Raw genomic sequence first — 12,331 nt, 5'->3', positions numbered from 1 at the left:
CGCCAGGAGAGACCGCCCCGCGCGCAGACGCAGAGGCCGCGGCGGCCCGCGCCGGGGGCGCTGGCGGCTCAAGCCGGGGTCGGTCGGGGGACAGATCGCTGGAAGGCCCGACGGATCGCGGGCCATGACGGCCGAGGTCTCCTCGCTCGGCGCGAGCTCGCCACCACGTCTCGGATCGTCCTCAGGGAGATCGGGGGAGCCGCCGCCGGGCTGCTCAGCGCACCGTCGAGGTAACGGCCCAGGAGCTCGGTCAGCGCGACGGCGGTGATCGCGTTGGAGAAGAGACCGGCGACCGGGACGAGGCCGAGCGTGAAGTTGGCGAAGAGCCGCACAGCGGCTCCGCCCCAGATGATCTTGCTCACCTGAAGCCACGGAGCCCTGAGGAGCGGCACGCCCCGCGCCCGCGTCAGCGACGCGGAAAACCAGTAATGGATGGGAACCACGATCAGCTCATCTGCGCCGGGAATGGGCTGTGTGACGAAGCTCGTCACCGCGGTGATCGCGGAATACTTGTTGGTCAGTCGGCGGATCTTCGGTTCCATCGACCGTATATACGGCGCGGCGTTGGCCACCGGGAGGCCGGACGAGCTCGCTGGGTCGAGGCCGCGACGCGCGAAGTCGAGGACGAACCGCGCTCGACCAGGGCGCAGCGCGGGACTCGCCGCGATCCCGATCGCGGGCCTCGGCGCGCTTCGCGAGCGCGCGGCGAGGCGAGATCCCCCCGGAGCGACTCTGCAGATCGGCGGATCGATCCAGCGCGAGCCCCCGGGAGCCCGACCCCGCGCTCCGCTGGAATGGCGGCGTCTCCAGCGCCGGCGGCGCTACGGATCGAGCCCTTCCCTGCAGGCGGCCCTGAGCTCGGCGAGCGCGGCGACGAGCGACTCCCGCTCGCCGCGCCACGCCGGCGACGCGTCCTCGGCGTCGCGCCGGCGGAGGTGCTCGCGGGCCTCGTCCCAGAGCGGGCGCGGCGGCTCCAGCGGGGGCACGCGCCGGCGCACGGCGTCCGTCAAGCGGAGCACGCGCTCGACGCGGGAGAGCGCCTCGCCGAGCGGCACCTCGCCCGCCTTGCAGCGCCGGAGCAGGCCGCACTCGTAGCTGCTGCACACGGAGAAGCGCGTCTCGTAGACGGTGCACTTCCGGTCGCGGTGGCACGGGCACGGCAGCCTGAAGGCGTCGTGGTACTGGTTGCACGCGAGAGGCAGGCGCAGCTTCTCGGCGAGCGGGAGCTCGTGCTCCTCGAGCGGCGCGACGTCGAAGAGCAGCCCCGTGCAGCACAGGCCGCACGCGGTGCACAGGTCCGAGCCGCTCGGCCGCGCCTCGGGGGTCTCGCTCGCCGGGGGAGAGCTCACCCGCCTCGATTGGCACGCGCGCGGCCGCGCGTCGAGCCGGGAGGCGGGCGAGCGAGGCGCGCCCGGCGCCCGGAGGCAGGCGCGGGCGCGCTGGCCGGCGATCAGAACACGATCTCCGAGTAGGGGCAGCGCTCCCGGATGGCCTCGACGTCGCACGGCTCGGGCGGCATGCAGTTGAACGACGGCGGGCAGCTCGCGTCCTGCTCGCAGCCGCAGCCGCACGCGTTGTGGAAGTAGGCCGTGGTGTCGGGGCAGACGAAGTCGATGAGCTGGCACGTCTCCGGGCTGTCGGCCGCGTAGCTGCGCCACCACTCGGCCTCCGGGTCGCACGCGCAGGCGCGCTCGGTGCACGCGACGCTGCCGTCGGCCGCGCACGTGCAGGTGTTGCAGCCGTCGATGGACGGGAACGCCTCCCCCACCTCGTAGATCGAGCCCTCGTAGAAGCAGCCGTCGTAGCAGAGGACCGCCGTGCAGACGGCGATGCCGTCGGCGTCGCACCAGCAGGTGTTGCAGCCGTCGTCCATCGGGAGCTCCTCGCCCGGCGCGCACCCTTCACACGCGATGGTGGAGCACTCGACGTTGCCGCTGCCGGAGGGGTCGCAGATGCACGAGTTGCAGCCGTCCGAGGCGCGGAAGGAGTCGCCGGGGGCGTGGTCCACGCCGTCGTACGTACAGCCGCCGGGCACGCACGCCTTGCGGGTGCAGGCGATGGTCCCGTCGTCCGAGCAAACGCAGGTGTTGCAGCCGTCCTTGTCCAGGAACGAGTCGCCGGGGCTGTAGACGGTGCCGTCCACGTCGCAGGGGGTCCCGCCATCCACGACGTTGATGTGGCAGCCCGCGAGCGCGCCCGCCGACGCGAGGGCGACGGCCACCGAGAGCAGGCCGCTGATGTGGAACCAAGGAAGACGATGAGCTGTCATGGGATTCGCTCCTGTGCCAAAGAATGCCAGCGAGACGCCTGGAATCAGCCGCCAGACGCGGAGAGGCGCTCGGGAGCGAGGTAAAGAAAGGACCGTGCCAGGCGGCCCGGAGGCGCGCGGGCTCGAGGCGCGCCGGTTGTCGCCCCGCGCCCGCACCGGCGGCGTCCCCGCCTCGCGGGCGCGATCTCAGCGCAGCGCGCCGTCCTCCGCGCCCGCGCCCTCGAGGACGATCTCGCGCAGGTGGTCGAGCCCGACCGACCCAGAGCCGATCACCTTGGCGTGAAACGCCTTCAGATCGAAGGCCTCGCCCTGCCGGCGCCGCAGCTCCTCGCGCAGCTCCAGGACGACCCGCTCGCCGACCTTGTACGAGATCGCCTGCCCCGGCCAGCCGAGATAGCGCGTCGCCTCGCTGTGCGCGTGATCCAGCGTGAGGAAGGCGCGGCGGTGGAGATACTCGACCGCGGTCTCGTAACTCCACGGCTCCCCGGCGTGGAGCGGGGCGTGCTGGGGGATCGGCAGGTCGAGGTGCATGCCGATGTCGAGGACGACGCGGTAGGCGCGCGTGAGCTTGCCCGCGAGCATCCCGAGCACGTAGTCGGGGCGCTCGAAGTAGCCGAGCTCGTACATCAGCTGCTCGGCGTAGAGCGCCCACCCCTCGGCGAAGCCGGAGCACGTCACCAGGAAGCGGTGGAGCCGGCTCAGCCGGTCCTCGAGGTGCACCTGGAGCGCGCACTGCAGGTGATGGCCGGGGAATCCCTCGTGGTACGCCGTGGTGATCTCCTCGTAGAGCGGGAACTGCTGCTTGTCGCCGGCGGCGTACCAGACGGTGCCGGGCCGCTTGAAGCCGTCGCTCGGGGGCATGTAGTACGCGCCGAGCGCGCCGCCCGGCGGCGCCAGCTTCACCTCGATGTGGCGGATGGGATCGGGGATGTCGAAATGCACGCCGTCGAGCTCGGCGAGCGCCTTCCGCTGGCGCTCGGACATGAGGCGGAGGAACTCGTCGGCGCCGCGCGCGCACCGGGCGGGATCGGTCATGAGCACCTCGATCACGTCGGGCAGCGACGCGCCGGGGAGGATCTCGCCGGCGAGGCGCGCCATCCGGGCCTCGATGTCGTGCACCTCGGACCACCCCCAGGCGTAGGTCTCGATCGGATCGATGGTCGCGCCGAGGAAGCGGCGCGCCATGCGCAGGTAACGCTCCTCGCCCACGGCGTCCGCGGCGCGCGCGCTCGGCAGGTACGTCTGCTCCAGGAAATCGGCGAACGCGCCGAACGCGGCGCGCGCCCGCCCGACGCCGGCGGCGAGGCGCGCGCGGCCGGCGTCCGTGGCGCAGCCGGACGCCTCGTAGGCGGCGGGCAGCGTGAGGAAGAACGACGCCTCGCCGACCTGGTAGCGCGCCTGCTCGATGACGGCGCGCACCTGGCGGCGCGCGACGACCTGGCCTGTTCGGCGCCCCTCCTCCAGCGACGCCCGGTAGCTGTCGAAGGCCCCCGGGAGCCCCTCCAGGCGCGACGCGATGGCGTCCCAGCCGGCCGCGCTGCGCACGTCCATGAGGTCGAAGACCACCCGGAGGTGCTGGAACGCCGACTCGATGTTGTTGAGGTCGCGCAGGTGCTCGCCGTGACGGAAATCGTCGAGCCGCTCGTCCAGGTGATCGGCCATCACACGGCGTGCGAGGCGGCCCCACCGCGCCTCCGGCCCGCGCCCAGGGGGCGGCAGCGCCCGGAGCCTCTCCTGGAAGGACGCGACGGTGGAGGCCCAGGACGCGGCGCCGCTCGGGCTCCAGTCGTTCCAGGCGCCGTCGTCGCACGGGATGCCCGCCAGGGTGGCGTGGGCAGGACATTGTGCGGCGAAGGTTTCGACGAACTCGTCGCTGAGGGCGAAGATCGGATCGCGCGCGTCGTGGTGTTGGCTCACCGCGACAGCATAGGCGGCCACGCCCGGAATTTCTTCGTGCACGCGAGACGGCCCGTCGGGTCTTCGTTACGCTTGTGGAGAGAGGCCGCTCACGGGGCGGCCCCGGGGAGCGACATGAACCATCGCAGCCTGAAAGGCGAGCTCCACGACGACGACCGGCGCCCGAGCGCCGCCCTTCCCTCGCGTTCCCGGCCGCCGCGGCGGCCCCTCCGGCCGCGCCTCTCCGGGCTGCTCGCCGCGGCGGCGCTCGCGGCGCTCGGCTGCGCCGGCTCCGCAGGCCACCCGGCGAGCTCGGCGCCCCCGCCCGCCGCGATGACGCCGGCCCAGATCGCGGCGCGCGCCACGCCGGCGGTCGTCACGATCCGCGGCGACGGCTCGCTGGGGGCGGGCTTCCTCGTCCGCGAGGACGGCTGGATCGCGACGAACTTCCACGTCATCGCCGGGATGCCGGATCTCAAGGTCGTCCTCTGGGACCAGAGCGAGCACCCCGTGCTCGAGGTGCTCGCGTTCGACGAGGACCGGGATCTCGCGATCGTCCGGATCCACGCGCCGCGGAAGCTCCCGCTGCTGCCCCTGGGCGACAGCCGCGCGGTGCGCCCGGGCGATCCCGTGGTCGCGATCGGGCATCCGCTCGGCCTCGCCGACACCGTGTCGAACGGCCTCGTGAGCGCGGTCCGCGTGGTCGATCCCGCGCTGACGCTGCTGCAGATCTCCGCGCCGATCGCGCCGGGCTCCTCGGGCGGGCCGCTGTTCAACGAGCGCGGCGAGGTGATCGGCGTCGCCGCCGCGGTGGCGACGCAGGGGCAGAACCTCAACTTCGGCGTGCCCGCCGACTACCTCAAGCGGCTGCTCGTGCGCCCCGACCCGGTGCCGCTCTCGACCTTCGCGGCCGAGACGGCCGACGAGGAGCAGGCGCTGCCGGCGGTCAAGCGCTCGGTGCCCCACCACGCGCTCGCGATCCTCCGCGGCTGCACCGAGGGGGATCTCCTCGTCTTGGCGCGGACGATGGACGGCGCCATCGAGGTCGGCTCGCCCCTCTACAACCAGGGGGATTTCGCGTCCTGCTATCATATCTACGAGGGCGCCTCGCTCGACATGGAGCGCCGGCTCGGCCCCTCGTGCCGGGGCCCGAGGCAGGCGCTCGCCGAGGGCCGCCGCAAGGCCGCCGGCCTCGACGACAACGCCGCGCAGGCCTGGGCGATGCGCGACGCGTTCGACGGTCTCCTGGATGTGATCCTGCGCAAGGTGCACGGCGACACGCAGTGACCGGCGCGTTGCGGCGAGCGCGGCGCCTTTGACCGGCGCCGCGTCGCGGCAGCGCAGGGGGCCGGGCGCGGCGCGCCGCGGCCCCCGAGCGCCGCCAGGCAGCGCGGCTAGTCGAGGTGCGCCCCCACCGGCCGGCCGCCCTCGTGGGCGATCGCGGCGCGCGCCGCGGCGCCGTGGTGGCCCGCCGCGACGACCCCGTCGCCCGCCGGAGCGACGCCGCCCTCCCCCGCCCCGCGAGGCGCTCCCGTATCGTCGTTGTCGTTGCCCCGCATGAACGGCAGGACCCGCTTCAGCCACGACGAGACGTCGTCGAAGAGCGAGTAGGCGACCGGGGTCGCGAGCAGCGTCAGCAGGAGCGCCATCGTCTGCCCGCCGATGATCACGAACCCGGTCGCGCGGTTGGTCCCCGAGCCCGCGCCGCTCGAGGCGACGAGCGGGATCATGCCGGCCACGAACGCGAGCGTGGTCATCAGGATGGGCCGGAGCCGGTCGCGGTTCGCCTCCAGGATCGCCTGCGCGCGCGGCAAGCCGTGCTCGCGCAGCTTGATGGTGTGATCGATCTGGAGGATCGAGTTCTTCTTCACGACGCCGAACAGCACGACGATGCCGAGCAGCGAGAAGATGTTGAGCGACTGCCGGAAGATGATGACCGAGATGAACGCGAACGGCACCGTCAGCGGCAGCGACAGGAGGATCGTGATCGGGTGCAGCCACGACTCGAACTGCGCCGCGAGCACGAGGTACATGAAGACGAACGACAGGAGCAGCGCGACGAGGAAGCTCTTCATCATCTTGGCGAGCTCCTTCGACGCGCCGACGGGTCCTGCGGAGTAGCCGGGCGCCAGGTTCAGCTGCGCCACCGCCTTGTCGAGCTCCTGCACGACCGTCTGCTGCGAGTAGCCCGCCTCGAGGTTGGCCATCAGCATGACCTGCCGCTGGCGGTTGTACCGCTCGATGCGCGACGGGCCCGTCCCCTCGTTGAACGTGACCACGTTGTCGAGCGTGACCGCGCCGAGCTTGGTCGACGGCACCGTGATCTTCGCGAGGCCCTCCTTGTCGGAGCGGAAGCTCGGCAGCGCGCGCGCGCGCACCTCGTACTGCTCCCCGCCCTCGTTGTAGGTCGACACCTTGTACCCGCCGACCAGGAGGCGCAGGGTGCTGGCCACGTCGCCGACCTGGACGCCGAGATCGGCGGCCTTCTTGCGGTCGATCTCCACCCGGATCTCCGGCTTGCCGACGAGCAACGACGTGTCCGGATCCACGACGCCCGGCATCGCCTTGAGCTTCTGGAGCAGCGCGTCCGAGTACAGGCCGATCTTCTGGAGGTCGGGGCCCTGCACCTGGTACGCGATCTGCGCGCTCTGGCCGCCGGAGAACGCGGGCACGACGCCGATGCTCGCCCGGAGCTTCTCCGCGTCGAACCTCGGCTGGAGCTCGCGCCGGGCCCTGTCGATGAGGTCCTGCTGCGACAGCTCGCGCTCGCTCACGGGCTTGAGCTTCACGTAGATGTTGGCGAGGTTCGGCGTCTTCTGCGGATCGTCGCCGATCGTCGTCAGCGTGTAGCTCACGCCCGGGAGCTTCTCGATCTCCGAGGCGATCCGCGTGGCGATGACGCGCGTCCCGTCGAGGCTCACGCCCTCGGGCGCGCGCAGGGTGACCTGGAACTGCGACTCGTCCTCGACCGGGAGGAAGTTGAACTTCGCGAGGCCCCCGAGGACCGGGATCGAGAACAGGGCCAGGACCGAGGCGAGCACGATCACCCAGCGGTGCGCCATCGACCAGCGGAGGAGCGACATGTAGCCGCGCTCGATCGGCCCGTAGAAGCGCGACTCCTTGGAGCTGTGGGAGCCGCCCTTGTCCGGCTTCTTCAGCCACCGCGCCGACAGCATCGGCGTCAGCGTGAAGCTCACGATAAGCGAGACCAGGATCGAGAACGCCATGGTGAGGCCGAACGAGTTCAGGAAGCGGCCGACGATGCCGCTCATGAACGCGACCGGGAGGAACACCGCGACCAGCGAGAGCGTCGTCGCGAGCACCGCGGGGCCGATCTCCCGCGTGCCCTGGAGCGCCGCCTCCCACGGGCTCGCGCCCTTCTCCTCGATCCAGCGGTAGCAGTTCTCGAGGACGACGATCGCGTCGTCGATCACGATGCCGACCGCCAGCGTCAGGGCGAGGAGCGTGATGCCGTTGAGCGTGAAGCCCGCCACCCTCATCAGGGCGAACGTGGAGATGATGCTCGTCGGGATCGCGATCGCGGAGATGACCGTGCTGCGCGCGTTCGCGAGGAAGAGCGCGACGATGATCGCGGCGAGCAACGCGCCGAGCACGAGGTGCTCCTTGACGGCGTTGACCGAGTTCTTGATGAACTCCGACTGATCGCGGGCGATGACGATCTGGTAGCCCGGGGGGAGGCGCTTCTCGACGTCGCTGATCCGCGCCTTCAGGCCGTCGATGACCTCGACGGTGTTCGTCCCGCTCTGCTTGCGGATGCTGAGGAGCACGGCGGGGTCGAGCCCGCGGAAGCCGGCGGACTCCGGCTCCGCCATGCCGTCCTGGACCTCGGCGACGTCGCCGAGCCGGACGGAGTAGCCGTCGCGGTTGGCGAGCACGATGTCCGCCATCTGCTCGACCGACTGCACGCGGCCGCGCGTCCGGAGGGTGAGCGCCCTGCCCCCTTGCTCGATGCGGCCGGCGGGGATCTCGACGTTCTGGCTCGCCAGCGCCTGGGCCACCACGCCGCCCGTCAGCGCGTACTTCTCGAGCTTCTCCGGATCGATCCAGATGTTGATCTGGCGGCTGCGGCCGCCGATGACCAGCACCTGGCCGACGCCGGCGAGCGACTCCAGCTCGCGCCGCAGCGTCTTGTCGGCGAACTCGGTCACCTCGCGGACGCTCGCCTTCGGCGACGAGACGGCGAGCGTGAGGATCGGCGCCGCGTCCGGATCCAGCTTGCCCACGATCGGCGGATCGATGCCCTCGGGGAGCTCGGCGAGGATGCCCTCGACCTTGTCGCGCACCTCCTGCGCGGCCACGTCGACGTCCTTCTCGAGCTGGAAGGAGATCATGACCTGGCTGAGCCCCTCGACCGACGCGGAGCGCAGCTCGTCGATGCCGCTGATCGTGTTGACCGCCGACTCGATCTTGTCGGAGATCTCCGTCTCCACCTCCTCGGGCGCCGCGCCGGGGAGGACCGTCGTCACGACGATGAACGGGAACTCGACCTTGGGGAACCGGTCCACGCCGAGGCCGAAGTACGAGAACGCCCCGAGCACCGTCAGGAGCAGGACGATCACCGACGCGAACACCGGCCTACGGATGCAGATTGCCGCGAGCCATTGCATGGTCGCTACCTTTCTTCAGTAATGAGACGCGCAGCGCGCTCGGCTCACTGCGCCGCCGCGATCTCGATGCCGTCCGCCAGCTCGCTCACCTTGTCGATCGCGACCTCTTCCCCATCGGCGACCGGGCCGATCACCTCGATGAGGCCGTCGACCTTGCGGCCGGTCTTGACCAGCCGCTCCGTCACGCGATCACCGGACCTCACGAACACGCGCGCGCTCGTCCCGGAGGTGCCGACCGCCGCCTCGGGCACGAGGAGCGCCGTTTTTGACTCGCCGGTCAGCGCCAGCTGACCCTGCGCGAAGAGGCCGGGCCGGAGCTTCCCCTCGCTGTTGTCGAACTCGGCCTCGACGGGCAGCGTGCGCGAGGAGGCCTTGAGGCTCGCGCCGATGCGCTTCACGACGCCCGGGAACGTGCGATCGGGGAAGGCGGCGACCGAGATGCGGACCGGCTTGCCGACCTCGATGCTCGCGATGTCCGCCTCGGGCACGTCGATGCGGAGCCGCAGCGGGTTGTCGCGGACCACGACCGCCACCACGCGGCCCGGGCTCGCGAACTCGCCGACGCTGATCCGCTTCTCGGCGACGGCGCCGTCGAACGGCGCCCGCACCGTCGTGTCGGCCACCGACTTCGAGGCGAGCCCCGCCTGCGCCTGCGCCGACGAGAGCGCGGCGACGGTCGCGCGGATGCCGTTGACCGCGGCCTCGTACTGCGCGGTCGCGTTCTGCGCCTGCGTGCGCGCCGCGTCCCACGTCGACTGGGCGACGGCGCCCTGATCGAAGAGCTGCTTCACGCGGTCGGCCTCGGCCTTCGCGAGCTCCATGCTCTGCTTCGCGGCCCGGACCTCCGGCACCTGGTCGGGATCGATGTCCTTCGGCGACGCGCCCTGCTGCAGCGCGAGCTTGGCCCGGGCCTGCGCCACGGCGGCGGAGGCCGCCTGCGACTGGAGCGCCAGGTTGCGCGCGTCGAGCACGACGAGCGCGTCGCCCTTCTTGACCCGGGAGCCCACGTCGACCTCGACGCTCACGACCGAGCCGGCGACCTGCGTCGCCACCTCGCTCGTCTCGTCGGCGACGAGCGTGCCGCTGATGTCGAGCGTCTGCGGGAGCGGGCGCGCGGTCACCTTCCCGAAGCGCACTGCGGGCTTCTCGCGAGGCGCGGCGGTGTCGCGCGCGGGCGCGGGCTTCGCCTCCGCTTCCGGGCGCTTGCAGGCGGTCAGCGTGGTCGCCGCGAGCGCGGCGACGAGCGCCGCGACGACGGCGGCGCGAGAGTGATTCGAGGCGGCGCTACGAGCGCCGAAAACCCGTCGAGCGATACGGCGCTCGGGTCCGCAAGGAGGATGTGTCATGGGGAGTCCGCCCGGTTCTTTGCCAGCGCCTGCCGGTGCGGTCCAGGAGCAAAGCTGGCGGGCACCACAGTAGGGTGCTGACCGGCCGGTCATCAAGGGGGTGTTCCGGCCAATGTCTCCGTCCTCCTCGCACTTTATGCCGCCATGGCCGAGGAAAACGTGCTGCGCGCCGCGCTCGGGGTTGCGCCGGCCGGAGCTCGGCAATGAAACGGAGCGGTGAATCGCCGGTCATCGTCCGGAAAGGGGGCGCCGGAGCGGTGAGCCGCCGCGCGAATGCGCCCTCCTCAGCGCCGCGCGCCGCGGCCGCCGTGGCATCCGCGGCGCAAGGGTGCTGCGCCTCGGGGCAGGCCGCCAGCGGTAGCCGCAAATTCCGCCATAGAGTATTTCAATAAAGGCGCATTCTAGTGTGTGTGTATTCGGGATGTTGAAAGCGGTTCAGCTCCTGATCTCCGGAGATGTCCGGGGACGGGGCAGCGCCGTTGAGAGGCCGCTCAACGCCACGGGTCGAAGGCGTCCTGGAGCGCAGGGCCCGAGAGCTCGGCGAGGAACGGATCGAGCGCGCAGAGCGCGTCGAGCCAGGCGACGTCGGCGGGAGCGGCCGAGGGCTCCTGGGCGAGGCCCGCGAGCCGGCGGGCGCGCGCCGCGTGGGCCCGGGTGCGCGCCTCCGCGTAGGGGACCATGTCGCCGGCGGACATCATGAACGCCCAGTCGCTCGACTGGAGGAGGAGGAGCTCGCGGATCGCCTGGTCCAGCGCGCGGCCGGGCAGGCCGCCCGCGCCGCGGCGGCGCGAGAGCGCCCCCAGCACCGCGCGCTCGGCGTGATGGGCGTGCCGCCACAGGCGCGCCGCGCTCGGGCCCGTCCAATACGCGCCGAAGCCGCCTTCGCCCCACGTGGAGGCGGCGGGCGCGACGACCTCCGCGGGCGGGTGGCGCTCGAGGTAGGCGCCGAGCGCGATGGGGACGGCGCGGTCCGAGGCGGCGAGGCCGCGCAGGGCGTGCTCGAGGAACTCGGGCCCCTCGAGCCAGAAGTGGCCGAAGAGCTCGGCGTCATAGGGGGCCACCAGGATGGGCGGGGCCGGCGCGCCGGCCCACGGGGCGCCGTGGATCGACGCGAGCGCGGCCTCGCGGCGCGCCACGAACGCCGCGGCGTCGGCGCGCGCCTGCGCGGACGCGCGGGCCGGGTCGTACGGCGCCTTGTCGGGGCCGGGCCCGGTCACGCGGTGGAGCTTGAGGCCGGTCATGAGCCGGGCGCCGCCGGGGCCGATCTCCCCGTCGAGCTCGCGCTCGGGCAGGTCGAGCCCGACGTCGCGGTAAAACTCGCGGTAGACCGGGTGGCCCGGGTAGCCGGCGTCGCGCGACCAGACCTCGCGCGCGCTGTCGCGATCGCGCCCGAAGCACGCGACGCCGGCCGGCGAGCGCACGGGGACCGACGCGCCGGCGGACGGCGCTGGCGCGGCGAGCGCGAGGGCGTGGGCGTCGAGCACGGTGAAGCGGACGCCGGCCGCGGCGAGATCGGCGTCGATGCCGGGCGCGTAAGCGCACTCGGGCAGCCAGAAGCCGCGCGGCTCGGGCGCGCCCGTGAGGGCCGCGAAGGCGCGGCGGCCGAGCCGGATCTGCGCCCGGATCGACGCCGGCGTGGGGAGCAGGCCGGGCAGGTACGCGTGCGTCGCGGCGGTGGTGAGGAGCTCGACGCGGCCCGCGGCGGCGTGGCGCAGGAGGGCGCCGGGGACGTCGCCGCCCAGCGCCGCCCAGGCGCGCGCCGCGCCGGCGAGCCGCGCGCGGTAGAACGCGGCGGCCGCCGCGAAGCCGCTGCCGGCGAAGCGGGCCTCGACCCGGGCGGCGAGCGCCGTGATCCGGCGGAGGTGATCCTCGAACCGGCGGAGGAGCAGCTCGTCGCGCAGCATCGCGAGGAGCGGCGGCGAGACGGAGAGGGTCAGCGGGGCGACGACGCGATCGGCGGCGAGGCGATCGAGGACCCCGAGCAACGGGAGGTAGCACTCCCAGAGCGCCTCGAAGAGCCAGCGCTCCTCCAGCGAGCGCGCGTGCTCGGGGTGGCGCACGTACGGCAGGTGGGCGTGGAGGACGAGGGCGACGTAGCCCGGCATGAGCGCTGGCCGGCGGGAGATCGCCGGTGGGCGCGATGTCGCACGGGCGCGCCGGCGCGGGAAGCGTCGGAGCTCCGGCGTCGGCCC

At 72.6% G+C, this 12,331-nt stretch carries 8 protein-coding genes; 1 reads left to right on the top strand and 7 read right to left on the bottom strand.

Going from position 1 to position 12,331, the window contains the following annotated elements; all coding sequences use genetic code 11:
- Positions 1-68: 68 nt before the first annotated feature.
- The 4 genes from WMF26_RS10350 to WMF26_RS10335 all read right to left on the bottom strand — a co-directional run bounded on the left by WMF26_RS10350 (position 69) and on the right by WMF26_RS10335 (position 4,186).
- A complete protein-coding gene (locus tag WMF26_RS10350; protein ID WP_438000192.1) occupies positions 69-542 on the bottom strand; it encodes a hypothetical protein in 474 nt (157 codons plus the stop codon).
- Positions 543-821: 279 nt separating this feature from the next.
- Complete coding sequence (locus WMF26_RS10345; RefSeq protein ID WP_437726469.1) at positions 822-1,349, bottom strand: hypothetical protein; 528 nt, start codon at positions 1,347-1,349, stop codon at positions 822-824.
- 101 nt (positions 1,350-1,450) lie between these two features.
- Positions 1,451-2,269, bottom strand: a complete 819-nt coding sequence (locus WMF26_RS10340; RefSeq protein WP_438000191.1) for a hypothetical protein — start codon at positions 2,267-2,269, stop codon at positions 1,451-1,453.
- Between the two features lie 186 nt (positions 2,270-2,455).
- Entirely contained in the window at positions 2,456-4,186 is a 1,731-nt protein-coding gene (locus WMF26_RS10335) for a DUF885 domain-containing protein (RefSeq protein WP_438000190.1), read from the bottom strand.
- A gap of 114 nt (positions 4,187-4,300) precedes the next feature.
- Here WMF26_RS10335 and WMF26_RS10330 point away from each other — a divergent pair, with 114 nt between their 5' ends.
- A complete protein-coding gene (locus WMF26_RS10330) occupies positions 4,301-5,452 on the top strand; it encodes a S1C family serine protease (RefSeq protein WP_061622367.1) in 1,152 nt (383 codons plus the stop codon).
- Between the two features lie 107 nt (positions 5,453-5,559).
- Here WMF26_RS10330 and WMF26_RS10325 read toward each other — a convergent pair whose 3' ends face one another.
- The 3 genes from WMF26_RS10325 to WMF26_RS10315 all read right to left on the bottom strand — a co-directional run bounded on the left by WMF26_RS10325 (position 5,560) and on the right by WMF26_RS10315 (position 12,244).
- Positions 5,560-8,793 carry an efflux RND transporter permease subunit gene (locus tag WMF26_RS10325; RefSeq protein ID WP_438000189.1) on the bottom strand — a complete coding sequence of 1,078 codons (3,234 nt, stop codon included), beginning with the start codon at positions 8,791-8,793 and terminating at the stop codon, positions 5,560-5,562.
- Between the two features lie 44 nt (positions 8,794-8,837).
- Positions 8,838-9,929 (bottom strand): efflux RND transporter periplasmic adaptor subunit, encoded by a 1,092-nt coding sequence (locus WMF26_RS10320; RefSeq protein ID WP_438000188.1) that lies wholly within the window; start codon positions 9,927-9,929, stop codon positions 8,838-8,840.
- Between the two features lie 701 nt (positions 9,930-10,630).
- On the bottom strand, positions 10,631-12,244 hold the full coding sequence (locus WMF26_RS10315; RefSeq protein WP_438000187.1) for a 1,4-alpha-glucan branching protein domain-containing protein: 1,614 nt from the start codon (positions 12,242-12,244) through the stop codon (positions 10,631-10,633).
- Positions 12,245-12,331 lie beyond the last annotated feature (87 nt).

It is taken from the genome of Sorangium sp. So ce185 (assembly GCF_051526825.1).
Lineage (GTDB): Bacteria > Myxococcota_A > Polyangia > Polyangiales > Polyangiaceae > Sorangium > Sorangium cellulosum_D.
This window is presented reverse-complemented; position numbering and strand designations above follow the sequence as displayed.

What these genes read in the sequence shown, in the direction of transcription:
- WMF26_RS10325 (WP_438000189.1), bottom strand. Translation starts at nt 8,793, where the DNA reads ATGCAATGGCTCGCGGCAATCTGCATCCGTAGGCCGGTGTTCGCGTCG.
- WMF26_RS10330 (WP_061622367.1), top strand. Translation starts at nt 4,301, where the DNA reads ATGAACCATCGCAGCCTGAAAGGCGAGCTCCACGACGACGACCGGCGC.
- WMF26_RS10340 (WP_438000191.1), bottom strand. Translation starts at nt 2,269, where the DNA reads ATGACAGCTCATCGTCTTCCTTGGTTCCACATCAGCGGCCTGCTCTCG.
- WMF26_RS10350 (WP_438000192.1), bottom strand. Translation starts at nt 542, where the DNA reads ATGGAACCGAAGATCCGCCGACTGACCAACAAGTATTCCGCGATCACC.
- WMF26_RS10315 (WP_438000187.1), bottom strand. Translation starts at nt 12,244, where the DNA reads ATGCCGGGCTACGTCGCCCTCGTCCTCCACGCCCACCTGCCGTACGTG.